At 69.5% G+C, this 15,130-nt stretch carries 13 protein-coding genes; 3 read left to right on the top strand and 10 right to left on the bottom strand.

Features of this window, described 5'->3' with window-relative positions; translation table 11 throughout:
* Nucleotides 1-102: 102 nt before the first annotated feature.
* From AC1DDU_RS12095 to AC1DDU_RS12080, 4 genes are all read right to left on the bottom strand, one after another.
* Nucleotides 103-1,113: a LacI family DNA-binding transcriptional regulator gene (locus tag AC1DDU_RS12095; protein ID WP_477434409.1), complete on the bottom strand. Its 1,011-nt coding sequence runs from the start codon at nucleotides 1,111-1,113 to the stop codon at nucleotides 103-105.
* Nucleotides 1,110-1,961, bottom strand: coding sequence for an ROK family protein (locus AC1DDU_RS12090; RefSeq protein ID WP_477434407.1), 852 nt, complete (start codon nucleotides 1,959-1,961; stop codon nucleotides 1,110-1,112). The genes AC1DDU_RS12095 and AC1DDU_RS12090 overlap by 4 nt, the downstream gene beginning before the upstream one ends.
* Before the next feature lie 41 nt (nucleotides 1,962-2,002).
* Nucleotides 2,003-3,745 (bottom strand): class I mannose-6-phosphate isomerase, encoded by a 1,743-nt coding sequence (locus AC1DDU_RS12085; RefSeq protein WP_477434405.1) that lies wholly within the window; start codon nucleotides 3,743-3,745, stop codon nucleotides 2,003-2,005.
* 131 nt (nucleotides 3,746-3,876) lie between these two features.
* Nucleotides 3,877-5,766: a phosphoenolpyruvate carboxykinase (GTP) gene (locus tag AC1DDU_RS12080; protein WP_477434403.1), complete on the bottom strand. Its 1,890-nt coding sequence runs from the start codon at nucleotides 5,764-5,766 to the stop codon at nucleotides 3,877-3,879.
* A gap of 142 nt (nucleotides 5,767-5,908) precedes the next feature.
* On the opposite strand from AC1DDU_RS12080, the gene AC1DDU_RS12075 reads away from it, so the two are divergent.
* Nucleotides 5,909-7,345, top strand: a complete 1,437-nt coding sequence (locus AC1DDU_RS12075) for a helix-turn-helix domain-containing protein (RefSeq protein WP_477434401.1) — start codon at nucleotides 5,909-5,911, stop codon at nucleotides 7,343-7,345.
* A 318-nt stretch (nucleotides 7,346-7,663) separates the two neighbouring features.
* On the opposite strand, the gene AC1DDU_RS12070 is transcribed toward AC1DDU_RS12075, so the two are convergent.
* The 5 genes from AC1DDU_RS12070 to AC1DDU_RS12050 all read right to left on the bottom strand — a co-directional run bounded on the left by AC1DDU_RS12070 (nucleotide 7,664) and on the right by AC1DDU_RS12050 (nucleotide 13,194).
* Entirely contained in the window at nucleotides 7,664-8,677 is a 1,014-nt protein-coding gene (locus tag AC1DDU_RS12070; RefSeq protein ID WP_477434400.1) for a winged helix DNA-binding domain-containing protein, read from the bottom strand.
* A 117-nt stretch (nucleotides 8,678-8,794) separates the two neighbouring features.
* Nucleotides 8,795-9,712, bottom strand: coding sequence for a carbohydrate ABC transporter permease (locus AC1DDU_RS12065; RefSeq protein ID WP_477434398.1), 918 nt, complete (start codon nucleotides 9,710-9,712; stop codon nucleotides 8,795-8,797).
* Nucleotides 9,712-10,623 carry a carbohydrate ABC transporter permease gene (locus AC1DDU_RS12060; RefSeq protein ID WP_477434396.1) on the bottom strand — a complete coding sequence of 304 codons (912 nt, stop codon included), beginning with the start codon at nucleotides 10,621-10,623 and terminating at the stop codon, nucleotides 9,712-9,714. The genes AC1DDU_RS12065 and AC1DDU_RS12060 overlap by 1 nt, the downstream gene beginning before the upstream one ends.
* An 89-nt stretch (nucleotides 10,624-10,712) precedes the next feature.
* The gene (locus AC1DDU_RS12055; protein WP_477434394.1) at nucleotides 10,713-12,056 is read right to left on the bottom strand and encodes an ABC transporter substrate-binding protein; all 1,344 of its coding nucleotides are present in this window, start codon (nucleotides 12,054-12,056) and stop codon (nucleotides 10,713-10,715) included.
* Between the two features lie 37 nt (nucleotides 12,057-12,093).
* A complete protein-coding gene (locus AC1DDU_RS12050; protein WP_477434392.1) occupies nucleotides 12,094-13,194 on the bottom strand; it encodes an enolase C-terminal domain-like protein in 1,101 nt (366 codons plus the stop codon).
* A gap of 105 nt (nucleotides 13,195-13,299) precedes the next feature.
* On the opposite strand from AC1DDU_RS12050, the gene AC1DDU_RS12045 reads away from it, so the two are divergent.
* Nucleotides 13,300-14,088 (top strand): FadR/GntR family transcriptional regulator, encoded by a 789-nt coding sequence (locus AC1DDU_RS12045; RefSeq protein WP_477434390.1) that lies wholly within the window; start codon nucleotides 13,300-13,302, stop codon nucleotides 14,086-14,088.
* A gap of 54 nt (nucleotides 14,089-14,142) precedes the next feature.
* On the opposite strand, the gene AC1DDU_RS12040 is transcribed toward AC1DDU_RS12045, so the two are convergent.
* Nucleotides 14,143-14,574 (bottom strand): winged helix-turn-helix transcriptional regulator, encoded by a 432-nt coding sequence (locus tag AC1DDU_RS12040; protein WP_477434388.1) that lies wholly within the window; start codon nucleotides 14,572-14,574, stop codon nucleotides 14,143-14,145.
* Between the two features lie 114 nt (nucleotides 14,575-14,688).
* Between AC1DDU_RS12040 and AC1DDU_RS12035 the strand changes: the two genes are divergently transcribed.
* Nucleotides 14,689-15,054, top strand: a complete 366-nt coding sequence (locus AC1DDU_RS12035) for a DoxX family protein (protein ID WP_477434386.1) — start codon at nucleotides 14,689-14,691, stop codon at nucleotides 15,052-15,054.
* The last annotated feature ends 76 nt before the right edge of the window (nucleotides 15,055-15,130 follow it).

Here is a 15,130-nt window from a genome sequence, read left to right as displayed (position 1 = left end):
TAGGCATCACGAGGCCGACTCGGCCACTTTCACCATCTTAAACGTCTGATGTCTTGATGTGAGGGTTGTTTCCGTGATTCGGCGACGGCACGATGACCCGCATCACGGAGCCGGGGCGCGACGTACGCGCTGCACCCCGACCGGCACCTCGACACGTCGCGTCGGGCGGTCCGGATCGCCCAGCCGCGCCAGCAGCAGCTCGGCCGCTGCGCGCCCGAGGGCAGCCGGATCGTGGGTGACGACAGTGAGGTCGACGGGGAGGAGCTCCTGCAGCTCGAGGGCGTCGAAGGCCGCGATCTGCGGCATCCGTCCCCCTCCCGAGGAGGCGAGCTCCTGCAGCAGCCCCACGGTGTTGCGGTTGTTCGCGGCGAAGTAGGCGGTCGGCGGGTCGGGGAGCGCCAGAAGCGACCGCACCACGGCGTGCACGTCGGCGCTCGCCTGCTGCCCCTGTCGCACCAGAGCGTCGTCGACCGTGACGCCCGCCGCCTCGTGGGCGGCGAGGAATCCCTCGAGCCTGCGGCGCCCGGTCCACACCGACGCCTGGTTGCCGAGGAATGCGATGCGCGTATGCCCGGCCGCCAGCAGCATCTCCGTTGCACGCTGCGCTCCCCCGCCGTCGTCGAGCACCACGGAGTCGACGTCGGAATCGGGCGCTCCGCGGGACGCGAGGACGAGCGGGATGCCGGAGGCCGCGGTCACCCGGACCGCCTCGGCGGCGTCGGTCGACGGCACGAGCACGATGCCGTCGACCTGGCGGCCGGCGAAATCGGCGATCACCTGCTCCTCGCGGGAGGGGTCCTCCCCCGTGCTCGCGAGCAGGATGCGCTTGCCCTGCGCCGCCACGAGCTCTTCGACGCCGACCGCGAGGCTGCCGTAGTAGGGGTTGGCGAAGTTCGTCACCGCGACGCCGATGAGGCCCGACGGCTGTCCCGGGCGCAGGCTGCGGGCGTTCTCGTTGCGGTGGTAGCCGAGTTCGCGCACCGCGGCCCACACGCGCTCCTGCGTCGCCGGCGCCACGGTGCCCGTCCCCGCGAGGGTGCGCGACACCGTCATCGGGCTGACGCCGGCCACCCGGGCGACGTCGCCGATGCGCGGTGCGGACCGTTCGCTCATCGGGCCGCCAGCAGCGCTCCGACCAGCGGAGCCTCCTCACCGCCGCAGGCGACCGCGAGACGGATGCCGTCGGCTCCGCCGCGGCGGAGGCCCTCGGCGAGTGCGGGCTCGATGAGGTCCCACGACTTCGCCATCGAGCCGCCCACGACCAGTTCGCTCGCGCCGAACGCCTCGACGACCGGCGCGACGGCCTCGCCGAGGGCCGAGAACGCCTCATGAAGCACGGTGGTCGCGACGGGGTCGCCGGCCCGCATGCGCTCGGCGATCTCGCGCACGTCGAGGTCCTCACCGGACGCCTGCGTGAACCGCGCGCGGATCGCGCGGCGCGACACCGTCTCCTCGATGGGACGCCCCTGCCACTGCAGCAGGTGCAGCCGGCCGCCCTCGGGGATGCCGGGGCTGTCGGCGACCGGCCTGCCGTCGTCGATGAAGCACGAGCCGATGCCGGTGCCCAGCGCGATGTACAGCGCGCGGCCGGCGGGACGCCCGCGGGCGTCCCACTCCCCGACGCCATACGCGTCGGCGTCGTTCACGAACGCGAGCTCGTCGACGGCCGGAAGGCGCTCGAGCAGCCCGGCGCGCACGTCCACGCCATCCAGCGACGTGAACTTGCCGACGCCGTGGAACTCGCCGATCCCTCGCGCGTAGTCGAACGGACCGGGGATCGCGACGACCCAGCGAGAGGAGGAGGCATCCGTCGTCGCCGCATCGTGGGCGAACACGCCCAGCAGCTCGTCGGCGGACGCATGGGGGTCGAGCGGCCGGCGGGTCAGCCCGTGGGTCTGTCCGCCGGGGTCGACGAGCCCCGTCGTCACGTGGGTTCCACCGATCTCGATCACACCATGCACGCACTCATCCTCTCGCCTGACGGGTCCGCCGAGCGAACCCGTCACCCGCGTTCGGTCCCACGCACGTACGCCTTGACCGTCGCCAGCTCGGCGCCGGTCGCGGACTCGTGCGGGCGGATCGTGTAAGGCCCCACCGCGGCGGGGATCACGAACGTCTCGGCGTAGTGCACGACGAACGGGTCGAAGGCGCCGGTCGGCGACTCCACGACGGCCGCCTCACCGGCGACGAGGTTCAGCATGTTGACCGTTCCGCGGGTGTCGTGCGCGACGGGCCCGGAGAACCAGTGGCGGCGCACCTCCAGGAACTCCAGCTCGTGAAGGCCCGTGCGCTCCTCGCGCCAGCCCTCGCCCGAGGCGATCGCGTCCGGCGGCCCGATGAGGTTCGCCGCGACCCAGTCGGTGTCGCGCTCCCACTGGACATTTGCCAGCGCGTGGTCGAGATGGATCGGGCGAGGGACGCCGTCCAGGCCCACGCGCCCCCAGTCCCACATCTTGAACGTGAAGATGTAGGGCGTCGCCGAGATCTCGAGCACCATCGAGTTCGCGCCCGAGCAGTGCACCGTGCCGGCGGGGATCGAGAAGTGGTCGTGCTTCCGGGCGGGGAACACGTTGACGTACTCCTCGGCCGGGAAGGGCCCGCCGCCGTTCTGCGCGGCGCGCAGGTCGCGGGCCATCGCGTCCTGGTCGATGCCCTCCTTGAGGCCCAGATACACGACCGCGTCGTCGTCGGCGTCGAGCAGGTAGTAGCTCTCATCCTGGGTGTACGGCATGCCGAACCGGTCGCGGATGTACTCCGCCAGCGGGTGCACCTGCAGCGACAGGTTGCCGCCGCCCATCGTGTCGAGGAAGTCGAAGCGGATCGGGAACTCCGCGCCGAACCGCGAGAACGTCCGCTCACCGAGGAGCTCCCGCGGCTGCATCTTGGTGAGGTCCATCGCCGGGAACTGGAAGACGTGGGCGCCGTCGGTCAGCAGCAGGCTGTTCTCCTCGGGCACGCCGTCGAACGACCACGCGAGGTTCGACTCGGGGCGGTCCAGACCCAGCGTCTCCTTCATCCACTGCCCGCCCCACACGCCGGGGTCGAAGTACGGCACGAGCCGGAACGGGCGCTGGGCGAGCCCGGCCAGCGCCTCGCGGAAGACCGCGCCGTCGAGCAGCTTGGGCTCGGCGGGGTCGTCGACGTCGATGACGGCGTCGGCCGCCGGAAGCAGTTGCGTCTTGAGGCGGTCGGCGATGCGCCACTCCAGGAAATAGCCGCGCTTGAACTTGCGCAGCACGTCCTCGTCGGCGTTGTCGACGTGCCAGTTCGGCATCCCGGCGCGATACCGCTGCTGGATCTCCCAACGGGCGAGTCCTGCGACGGCGAGCACATCGGCATCCGGCCACACCCACCCGGCTCCCCAGCCGAGCACGACCACCGGGCCCGTCCGCTTGGCGATGCGGTCCCGGAGCGTCTGGACCGCGGCGGCGTCGTAGAGCTGGTCGATGGTCGCGTGCGACATGACCCCCAGCACGCGGTCGTCGGTGAGGGTGTCGGCGAAGCGCTCCTCGCGGACGCTCGCCGGCAGCGCCGCGTCCTCCACGTCGATCAGCTCGTAGCCGGTCAGCGCCTCCCCGGCCTGCGCCGCGAGGCGGCCGAGGTCGGCGCCGGGATACACGTCGATGACGATCGCGGGAGCGCCGGCACGCAGCTCGGCGCGGCTGCGCAGCTCGCGGAACACCTCCTGGCCCGTCTGGATGGTGGCTCCTGCCGGCAGCGGGGTCGTCGGGAACGGGTCGTACATGGGCTCGTCTCCTCACGAAGGATGGTGGTTGATGGTAACGATACCATCGTTCATCGCGAGCCTTTGACGAAGGATGCCCCGGCCACCGCACAGGTGTGGCCGGGGCATCCCCTCCCCTTGGTGCCGGGGTCTCAGGCGCGCTGCAGGCGGTACCGCAGCGCGGCGAGCTCGGCCCACAGCGGAGCGGGGACGCGCCCCTCGAAGGTGCGGTAGAACTCCTCCGTGAGGTCAGCCTCCTGCAGCCACAGCTGCGGGTCGACGGCGAACAGCTCGTCGAGGTCGGCCTGCGACACCTCGATGCCGTCCAGGTCGAGGTCCGAGGTGATCGGCAGGCGGCCGATCGGACTGTCGACGGCGCCGACCTCGCCCTCGATGCGACGGATGATCCAGTCGATCACGCGCGAGTTGTCGCCGAAGCCCGGCCACAGGAACCGGCCGTCTGCGCCCTTGCGGAACCAGTTCACCTGGAACACGCGCGGCGCCCGGTCGAAGCGCAGCTTCTGCCCGACCTTGAGCCAGTGGCCGAAGTAGTCGGCCATGTTGTAGCCGCAGAACGGGAGCATCGCGAACGGGTCGCGGCGCAGCTCCCCGACGGTGCCCTCGGCGGCCGCGGTGCGCTCGGACGACACGTTCGAGCCCATGAAGACACCGTGGGTCCAGTCGGTGGCCTCCACGACCAGCGGCACGTTGGTCGCGCGGCGACCGCCGAACAGGATCGCATCCAGCGGCACGCCCTGCGGGGCGTCCCAGTCGTCGGCGATCTGCGGGCACTGCGCGGCGGCGACGGTGAAGCGCGAGTTGGGGTGCGCGGCAGGACGACCGGATGCCGGAGTCCAGGGCTTGCCCTCCCAGTCGATGAGCTCCGCCGGAGCCTCGTCGGTCAGGCCCTCCCACCACACGTCCCCGTCGGGACGCAGCGCGACGTTCGTGAAGATGGTGTTGCCCCACAGCGTCTCGACCGCGGTGACGTTGGTCGACTCGCCGGTGCCGGGGGCGACGCCGAAGAAGCCGGCCTCGGGGTTGATCGCCCACAGGCGCCCGTCCTCGCCCGGACGCAGCCACGCGATGTCGTCGCCGAGCGTCTCGACGCGCCAGCCGGGGATCGTCGGGCGCAGCATCGCGAGGTTCGTCTTGCCGCACGCCGACGGGAACGCCGCGGCCACGTGGTAGGCGCGGCCGGCCGGGTCGATGACGCGGATGAGCAGCATGTGCTCGGCGAGCCAGCCCTCGTCGCGGCCGATGACCGAGGCGATGCGCAGCGCGAAGCACTTCTTCGCGAGGATCGCGTTGCCGCCGTAGCCCGAACCGAACGACCAGACCTCGAGCGTCTCGGGGAAGTGCACGATGTACTTCTCGTCGTTGCACGGCCAGGCGACATCCTGCTCTCCCGGCTGAAGCGGGGCACCGACCGAGTGCACGGTCTTGACCCACGGCGCACCACCGGCGATCTCGCGGAGCACGTCGGTGCCGACGCGCGTCATGATCTCGATCGACGTGACGGCGTAGGCGCTGTCGGTGACCTGGACGCCGATGTGCGACAGCGGGCCGCCGACCGGACCCATCGAGAACGGCACGACGTACATCGTGCGGCCCTTCATGGAGCCCTCGAACAGCGGCGTGATGGTCGCGCGGATCTCGGCCGGGTTCGCCCAGTTGTTCGTGGGGCCGGCATCCTCCTCGCGCTCCGAAGCGATGAACGTGCGCGCCTCGGTGCGGGCGACGTCGCTCGGGTGCGAGCGGGCGAGGTAGGAGCCCGGGCGCCACTCGGGGTTGAGCTTGATGAGCTTGCCCTCGTCGACCATCTCTCGCAGCAGCGCCTCATTCTCGGCGCGCGAGCCGTCGACCCAGTGGATGCGGGCGGGCTGGGTGAGCGCCGCGATCTCGTCGACCCATTCACGCAGGGCGGCCATGCCCTCACCCTGAACAGTGGGCAGCTCGCCATACGTCCGGGTGGTGCCGACGACGGCGGGACGGGCGGAGGTGGAGCCTTCGGTTCGGGTGAAGATATCGGCAAGGGCCATGGTGTCGCTCCTCGTTGATTCGACCGTCGGAGTGGTTTCGACGATGCAGATTCGTGCTCTTCCTCTACTTTCCCCGCCTTTGCGTGCGTCTTCCGGCGAAATCTGGTGTCAAGAGTTGCAATTCTTTCGCTAGCATCAAGGAATGCCGCCTACCGCTCTCGAACTGTCGACCCTGGGCCACCGCATCCGTCATCAGCGCCTCGCCCACGGATACACGCTGGACGAGCTCGGCGCGCTCGTCGGCGTCGCCGGAAGCCAGCTGAGCCTCATCGAGAACGGCAAGCGCGAGCCCAAGCTGTCGCTGCTGCAGGCGATCGCCTCGACCACCGGCGTCGACGTGGGCGACCTGCTGTCGGCCGAGCCGCCGAACCGCCGGGCGGCGCTGGAGATCGAGCTCGAGCGGGCCCAGTCGAGCTCGGTGTTCCGCCAGCTCGGGGTGGTCCCGGTCAAGGTGTCGAAGGGTATGACCGACGAGACGCTCGAATCGATCCTGGGCCTGCACCGCGAGCTGCAGCGCCGCGAGCGCGAGGCGATCGCGACGCCTGAGGAGGCCCGCCGCGCCAACACCGAGCTGCGGCTGAAGATGCGCGAGCTCGACAACTACCTGCCCGAGATCGAGAAGCTCGCCGAGAAGCAGCTGAAGTCGGCGGGGCACGTGTCGGGCGCGCTCACGCACCGCACCGTGAGCATCATGGCCGAGAAGCTCGGCTTCGAGCTCATCTACGTCAACGACCTGCCCCACTCGACCCGGTCGGTGACCGACCTCGAGCACGGCCGCATCTACCTGCCGCCGGCGTCCATCCCCGGCGGCCACGGTCTGCGGTCGATGGCACTGCAGGCGATGGCGCATCGCCTGCTCGGCCACAAGCAGCCCACAGATTACGCCGACTTCCTGCAGCAGCGGCTCGAGATCAACTACTACGCGGCGTGCTGCCTCATGCCCGAGACCGCGTCGGTGGCATTCCTGGCGCAGGCGAAGAAGGACCGCAACCTCGCGGTCGAGGACTTCCGCGACGCGTTCGGCGTGACCCACGAGGCGGCCGGCATGCGGCTGACCAACCTCGCGACCAAGCACCTCGACATCCCGCTGCACTTCCTGCGCGTCGACGGCTCGGGCGCCATCACCCGCGTCTACGAGAACGACGACCTGCCGCTGCCGATGGACGTGACCGGCGCCGTCGACGGCCAGATCGCGTGCCGAAAGTTCCTGGCGCGCGCGGCGTTCTCGGAGCAGAACCGCACCACCGAGCACTACCAGTACACCGATACCCCGGCCGGCACGTACTGGTGCTCGACGCAGACCGGCACGACGTCGGCCGGCGAGTTCTCGATCACCGTCGGCGTGCCGTTCGACGACGCGCGCTGGTTCCGCGGGCGCGAGACGCAGAAGCGCGCCACCTCGACCTGCCCCGACGAGTCCTGCTGCCGGCGCGCGGCCTCCGATGTCGCCGACCGCTGGTCGGGCAAGGCGTGGCCGAGCGCGCGCGTGCACATGCAGATGTTCTCGCCGCTCCCCCGCGGCGCGTTCCCGGGCGTCGACGACAACGAGGTGTACGACTTCCTCGACCGCCATGCCTGACGCGCGAGCGCCGGGCCGCACGGGCGAGCCGGAATGCGGAGATGCGCCGAACGGCGGAGCGAATCGCGCGGCAGCCTCCGCACCCGGGCGCATCCCCTCATCTCGGCACAGCACGGGTCGCTGGGCGGCCGGGGATGACCCGGCCTAAGCGGTGATGAAGTCGCGGTAGCGGTCGAGGGCGGCGGCGATCCGCACGGGCGAGCCGGAATGCGGAGATGCGCCGAACGGCGGAGCGAATCGCGCGGCAGCCTCCGCACCCGGGCGCATCCCCTCATCTCGGCACAGCACCGGTCGCTGGGCGGCCGGGGATGACCCGGCCTAAGCGGTGATGAAGTCGCGGTAGCGGTCGAGGGCGGCGGCGATCTCGGCATCCGTCGCCGCACCCGGGGTGAACAGCTCCGGCACCGGGGCGTCGGCGTGGCGGCCGACCGCGAGCGAGTGCGTCCAGACGCCGACGGCCTCGCCCCGCGCCACCAGGATGGGCCGCACGATGCCGTTCATGCTCGGGCCGATCGCGCTCAGGAACTCCGGCGCGCACGGCACGGTGCGGTCGACGTACGACAGGTAGTACTCCTCGAACGGCGGCAGCGCCACCACCTCGGGCGCCTTCGGAGTGCGCCGCGGCGCGCCCGACGCGACGACGTACTGCGTCTCCGGCTCGTCGGCGACGGCCGTGAGCCGATCGGATGCCGCCTCCGCGGCGCTGCGGGCGACCCCCAGCGGGAGGCTGGTCCACCACGCGAAGTCGCGGGCGCCGGCGGGACCGTGCGAGGCGATGTAGCGCACGAAGAACTCGGCGAGCGGATCGGCCGGGGTCGCGGCATCCGTGATCCATTCGTCGGTCAGCACGATGAACTGCTCGCGCGTGGGCCCGCTCGCCCGGGGCACCACCGGCCCCTGGCACACCACAGCTCGCAGCGACAGTGAGACGAGCAGGTGGTAGCCGCGCTGCTTCGCCGTGGACACGCCGCCCTGCTCCCACACCTCGAACAGCTCTTTGCGGGTGAGGCGGTTGCCGCCCTTGAGCGCGGCGCGGGCCAGGCGTTCGGCGCGGTCGACCTCGTCCGCGTCGATGCCCTCGCGCCTGTGGACGGCAGCCGCCTGCTTGCGCTGCCGTTCGGCGGTGAGCGAGAGCACCCACGCGAGGTCGGCGGTGGGGATCGTATGGATCGTGCCGCGCTGCGTCCAGGTGCGCACGATCTCGCCGCGGTCGTACGCGGCGTCGACGTCGCGCACACTGGTGCGGCCACGCGTGCGGGCGGCGAGCGCCCAGCGTCCGCCCCAGAACTCCTGGCTCTGCGTCGCCAGCATGTGCCGGGCGGCGTCTGCCACCGTAGGCGCGGGCGCGCTCAGCCGGTGGGACCGGAGCCGCTCGTGACGCAAGGTCGAGGCATCCACCCGCCCATCATGGCGCAGCCCGCGGACAGCAGATGTCCGCGGGCGGCCCCGTTACCCCTTCGTGCCGCCGGCGAACATCCCGGCCACCAGTGAACGCTGCGCGAACAGGAACAGCACCAGCACGGGGATGACCGACAGCAGGATGGCCAGCGCCAGCTCGGGGGTGTCGATGCCGAGGTTCGCGGTTCCGCCGGGGTTGAACGCCGGCGAGGACGACATGAGCTGGCTCAGTCCCACCTGGATCGGCTGCTGGCTGCTGGAGGGCATCACCAGATACGGCAGGAAGAAGTTCTGCCAGTTGCCGACGAACCCGAAGAACGCGACGAGAGCGATGATCGGGCGGGCAAGCGGCAGGGCGATGCGGAAGAAGATCTGCATCTCGCTGGCCCCGTCGATCCGTGCCGCCTCGAGCATGGATCGCTGCAGGCTCGTCGAGAAGTAGATGTAGGTCAGGTACACGCCGAACGGGAAGAACGCGAACGGCAGGATCAGCGCCAGCGGCGTTCCGATGAGCTTCATCGCGTTCAGCTCGAGGAAGAGCGGGATCACGAGCGTGGTCGCCGGCATGATCATGACGACCAGCGTCACCATCAGCAGCACCTTGCGGCCGCGGAACCGGGTGAGGGCGAGTCCATAGCCGGCGGGGATGCTGCAGATCAGCGACAGTGCGAGACCGCCGAACGCATAGAGCGCGGAGTTGCCGAACCACTGGTAGATGATGCCGTTCTGGAACGCGACCAGGTTCTGCCAGGCATCCCCCACCGCGGCGAGCGAACCGAACGCGAACGGGAACAGGTGCTCGACCTCGTACGCCGTCTTCGTCGGGGCGAGCAGCAGCCACACCATCGGGAGCACGAAGAACACGCCGAAGGCGATGAGGATCAGCCAGACGAGGATCTGCCCGATGGGGCGGCGGCGCGTGGCGACCTGGGTGACGCTGGGCGCCACGAGGGTCCGTGTCTCAGTCATCAGTCTTCGGCCTCCACATCGAACAGCCCCGATCGGGCGACCAGGAAGATCGCGACCACCAGGCCGACGACCAGGAGCAGAACCGACAGTGCGGCTGCGGCGTTCGCGTTCGACATCGGGCCGAACGCGAATTGGTAGGCGAGCTGGTTGGGCGACCACGTGATGTCGACCTGCTTGCTGGCGACGCCCAGCATCTGCGGCTCGACGAAGATCTGGGTGCCCGCGGCGAACGCGAGGATCACCATGTAGACGATCCACTGGCGGATCATCGGGATCTGGATGTGCCACGCCAGCTGCCACGTCGAGGCGCCGTCGATCCGGGCCGCCTCCATGACCTCGTCGGAGATGTTGTTCACGGCGCCGTACATGATGATGATCCAGCCGCCGGCACCGACCCAGAAGGCCATCACGGTGAAGATGACCGGGAGGTTCTGCGGTTGCACGATCTTGCCGAAGTCGGTCCAGCCGATCGCCTGAAGCAGCGGTGCGAGGGGACTCACCTGCGGCGACAGCATGAACATCCACACCAGCGCGCTCGCCACCCCGGCCAGCGCCCCGGGGAGGTAGAACAGGAACCGCCAGAACACCGACATCCGGCCGCGGATGTGGTTGCGCAGCACGAGCGCCAGCCCGACGGCGAACACGACGATGACGATCAGCCACAAGGAGATGTATGCGGCGAGGTTGCCCATCGACCGCAGGAACCGGAAGTCGGTGACGACGACGATGAACTGACCCAGCCCGGTGAACTGCCACTGGTCGTTCGTGAAGGCGAGCGCCAGGGCGTATGCGGTGGGGACGACGCCGAAGGCGATCAGCAGGACCGCGTACCCGGCGACGAACACGTAGCCGGCCTTGTTGCTCCGCTCTCGCGGTGCGGATTGCTTCAGCGGCTGCGCGTGGGTGGTCACCGGTGAGATCCTCTCTGATCGGGTTTGCTGTGCGGTGCGTCCGGGCAAGACGACGTCGCCGCCTCGCCCGGACGCATCAGGGGTGCTGCTTACTGCACGACCTCGTAGCCGGCGGCCTTCGCGGTGTTGGTCTGCTCGGTCTGCCAGTCGGGCAGCAGCGAGGTGACGCTCTTGCCCGCGTTGATCCCGGTCAGCACGACGTTCTTGAAGGGATCCTGGTCGAGGAACGTGGTGTTCGCCCAGCCCTTCCAGACCTGGTCGGCGGCCTTCTGCAGGGGCGCCTCCACGTCCGTCGCGAAGTAGGAGATGTTGTTGGGGTTCGTCAGCCACGCGGCCGCGGCGTCCTTGTTCGCCGGGTACGTCGGCGCCGACTTCTGGAAGTCGGTGTCGCTGGTGGCCCACGTGACGAGGTCGGTCGCGGTCTTCAGGTTCTTGCTGTGCGAGGAGACCATCCAGACGCCGCCGCCGACGTTGCCGTTCGACGCGGTCGAGTCGCCCTCCCACTGCGGCTGGTCCGCGACGCCGATCTGACCGGCCGGCGTCTTGTACGTCGCCTCGAACAGGTACTTGCCGAACCACGACGGGCCAACGGCCATGAGCATCTTCGAGCCGTCGAGACCCTTCTCGAAGTAGCTCTGCTTGCCCATGACACCGGCGTCGAGCAGCGTGTCGAGGAGCCCGGCCATCTTCGTGCACTCGGGAGTCGTCATGTCGATCTTCAGCGTGTTCGGGTCGTCCGTCGTCTCCTGGACCGAGCAGCGGCTGGCCCAGAAGTAGGTGTCGAGCGCGTTCGGGTCGCCGAACTGGCCGACGAGGTATCCGGGATGCTCCTGCGCCACCTTGAGGCCCAGCGCCTGGAACTCCTCCCAGGTCGCGGGGACGTCGTAGCCCCACTCGTCGAACATCGCCTTGTTGTACCAGAGCACCGTCTGGGCGAGGTCGTTGCGGAGGCAGTAGGTGTTGCCGTTCGCCTCGCACGGAGACAGCGAGCCCTCGGCCCAGCCGTCGAGCGTGGACTGCGGGATCAGATCCTGGTTGAGCGGTGCCGCGTACGGCTGAGCGCCGCCGCCGCTCGACTTCGACGCCCACGCCACGTCGGACGTGACCGGCGAGAACACGACGTCCGGCCAGCCGGACCCCGACTTGTCGAACAGCGACATCTTGGTCTGCAGACCTGTGCCGTCGAACGTCTCGATGGTCAGCTTCACATCGGGGTGCGCCTCCTGGTACGCCTCGACGGCCGCCTGGCGCGTCGGGTCGACCAGGACGTTGAGCGTGGCCTTGTCGTCCTGCTCGACGGGCGTGAAGGCGCCGTTGCTGTCGGTCTGGGTCGGTGCGGCGCTCGCGCATCCGGCGAGCACCGCGAGGGCGGCGATGGCCGCGACCGCGGCCGCTCCCTGCCGGAGACGACGCTGCTGAGGGTTGTACTTCACTGTGATTGCCCTTTCTTGGTTGTCGCGCGGACTGCGCCTATGCGGCCCGGGCGAGATGACGGACGGCCTCGGGGTACTCGAGACCAGGGGGGAGTGCGATGCCGGGCTCGGTGGGTGCATGCACCAGCCCGTCGGCGTCCACGACGGCCTCGCGCGTGACCGTGCTGGAATGCACGAGCGACTCGTAGTACGTCGTGTTCGAGATGGCCATGCACAGGTGCTCGGCGTGGACGCCCCCGCCGTGCACCTCGGCGCGGATGCGGAACGCGTCGGCGAGGTGCGCCGTGCGGATGGCGCCGGTGATGCCGCCGCGGAGTCCCGCGCTGGTGCGGACCCCGAACGTCGCCGCGCCGGAGGCGATGAAGTCCGCGCTGTTCATGTACGCGCCGTCGGATGTCTCGGCGGACAGCAGCGGGACGTCGACGGCGCGCGCGAGCTCGCGATAGGCGCTCACGCTGAACTCGCGCATCGGCTCTTCGTACCAGCGGTAGTTCGCGTCCGAGAGGGCTCGTCCGAGGTAGATCGCGTCGGGCAGATCGAAGCCGGCCGATCCGTCGTACATGAGGTCCATCTCGTCGCCGACATGCTCGCGCAGGGCGAGGCACAGTGCGGCGTCGCGCTTCGCGTCGCCCCAGGCGTGGAGCTTGATGGCGGGGAACCCCAGCTCGATGCACTGCGAGGCGACATCCAGGAACTCTTCGGTCGTGTCGAAGGTGACCGTGGACGCGTAGGCGGGGATGGACTCCCTCATGCCACCCATGAGCTTGTACGCCGGGAGACCCGCGGCACGGCCGGCGAGGTCCCACAGGGCCACATCGAAGAGGCCGAACACCGGCAACGGGAACTCGTGCAGACGATCCAGCTCCCACATCCGCTCGTAGTGCCACTCGCGCATCAGCGGGTCCTTGCCGATGTATTCGGGGCGGTAGACGTGCTCGACGAGGGATTCCAGCAGTGCGGTGGCACCCAGGCGCGAGAAGAATGCCGACCCCTCGACGCCCTCATCCGTGCCGATCCGCAGCACTGCACCCTCGTTGGGGCCGTAGTCCGCGCTCCCGGGCAGGCCCGCGCGCCACCGGAACGGCGGGTCGACCGCAGGCACCTTGACCGGGTGCACCTCGATATGGGTGATCTTCATTGAGCAGTTCCTCGAGTCCATCATCGGTTGATTGATCAGACGTTACACGTCTAATGTTTGACGTACAAGGTATTGTTTCATCCAGATCGACGAGAGATTTGAGAGATGCGCATGCCGACGGTGTCGAGCCCAGCTTCATCCGAGCGCGAAGGGGCGCTGCCGGACGCCCGCGCGGTCTTCGAAGCCGATCGGTCGCCCTCACGCCGCCGTCCGCAGCGTCTCAGCGCGCCGATCGCCGACGAGCTGCTCCGCCGGGTGGTAGCGGGTGAGTACCCGGTCGGAACCGCGCTGCCCCCGGAACCCGTCCTCGTCGAGGAGTTCAACGTCAGCCGGCCGGTGATCCGCGAGGCGGTCAAGTCCATCGAGTCCTCGGGACTGGTCTCCATTCGACAGGGCGACGGCACGGTCGTCCGCGACCGCGGGCAATGGAGCATCCTCGATCCCCGTGTACTCCCCGTTGCTCTCGCGTACGACATCGGGTCCCGGCTGACCGACGACGCCATCTCATTGCGCGCGGAGCTCGACGGCGCGCTGCTCGTGGATGGGGCGGCGAATCTGACCGACATCGACTTCGCCACCATGCTCGAGCACCTGCGCACGATGGATACGGCGACGGAGCTGATCGATCTGCAGCGCGCCGACCTCGCGTTCCACCGGGTCTACCGGGAACGCTCGGGCAACGAGCTGAAGTCGAGCATCGTCAAGCTGCTCATCGAGGACATGCCCCCGCCCGAGCGGATCGTCCGCGAACCTCGCGCGATGTACGACCGCGCAAACCGCGACCACTGGGACATCTACGAGGCTCTTCGCGACGGACGCGTCGAGGATGCTGCTGCCGCGCTCGACCGGCACATCCGCGAGCTCTGGGTCTGGCGTCCGTCCGACGCACCCTGATACCGCGGGATCTCGGCAGACCTCCGACCTCTCCGGCGACTCGCGACGCGAGGGTCAGCGCTGGTGCGCGGCATCGTAGGCCGCGCGGGCCTCTTCGATGCCCGGGTGGTTGGCGATCGCCCAATCTGCGAGGGCCATCGCCAGCTGGATGAGCGTGCCGCCCAGCGCGGTGAGCTCGTATTCGACGCGCGGCGGAACCTCGGCGTGCACGGTGCGCGTGATGAGGCCGTCACGCTCGAGCTGGCGGAGCGTCAGCGTCAGCATGCGCTGCGAGATGCCCGGGATGTGCCGCTGCAGCTCGGTGAACCGCAGCCGCTCCCGGCGGAGGGTGCCCACGACCAGCAGCGACCACTTGTCACCGATGCGGTCGAGCACCTCGCGGATGGCTCGGCCGTGGTCACCTCCGGCGGGCCCGTCCTCGCAGGATCGTTCGTAGCCGGTAGGCGCCGGTGCGCCCGGCATCTCGACGGTCAGCGTGTTCGCCATCGCATGTCACCTGCTTACATCCGTGTGCCTTTTGCACGCCTTCCGAAGATGACGCATCATGAGGTCGCTTACAAACAGTAACAGACCCCACGATCTCTACCTGGAGAGACCTGCATGATCATCGCGCTCTGGATCCTCAACGCACTGCTCGCCCTCGCCTTCATCACCGCCGGCTCGATGAAGGTCGCCCGCCCGAAGTCCGCCCTCGTCGCCGCCGGCATGGGCTGGGCGGACGACTTCGCCGACCCGACGGTCAAGCTCATCGGCGCCGCCGAGCTCGTCGGCGGCATCGGCCTCATCCTGCCGTTGCTGACCGGCATCGCCCCGATCCTCACCCCCCTCGCCGCGACCGCCCTCACGATCGTCATGATCGGCGCGATCGCCGTCCACGTCCGCCGTAAGGAGAACGCGACGCCGTCGATCGTCCTCGGCGTGCTGTCTGCGGCGAGCGCGGTGCTCGGCTTCCTCGTGGTGCTCTGACCCGATCTCACGAGCAGCAGAGCGGATGCCTCGGGTCGAGGCATCCGCTCTTCTCGGCTGTCGGCATCGGAGCCGA

The sequence above is a fragment of the Microbacterium sp. 05T445 genome, from assembly GCF_056395865.1.
This window is presented reverse-complemented; position numbering and strand designations above follow the sequence as displayed.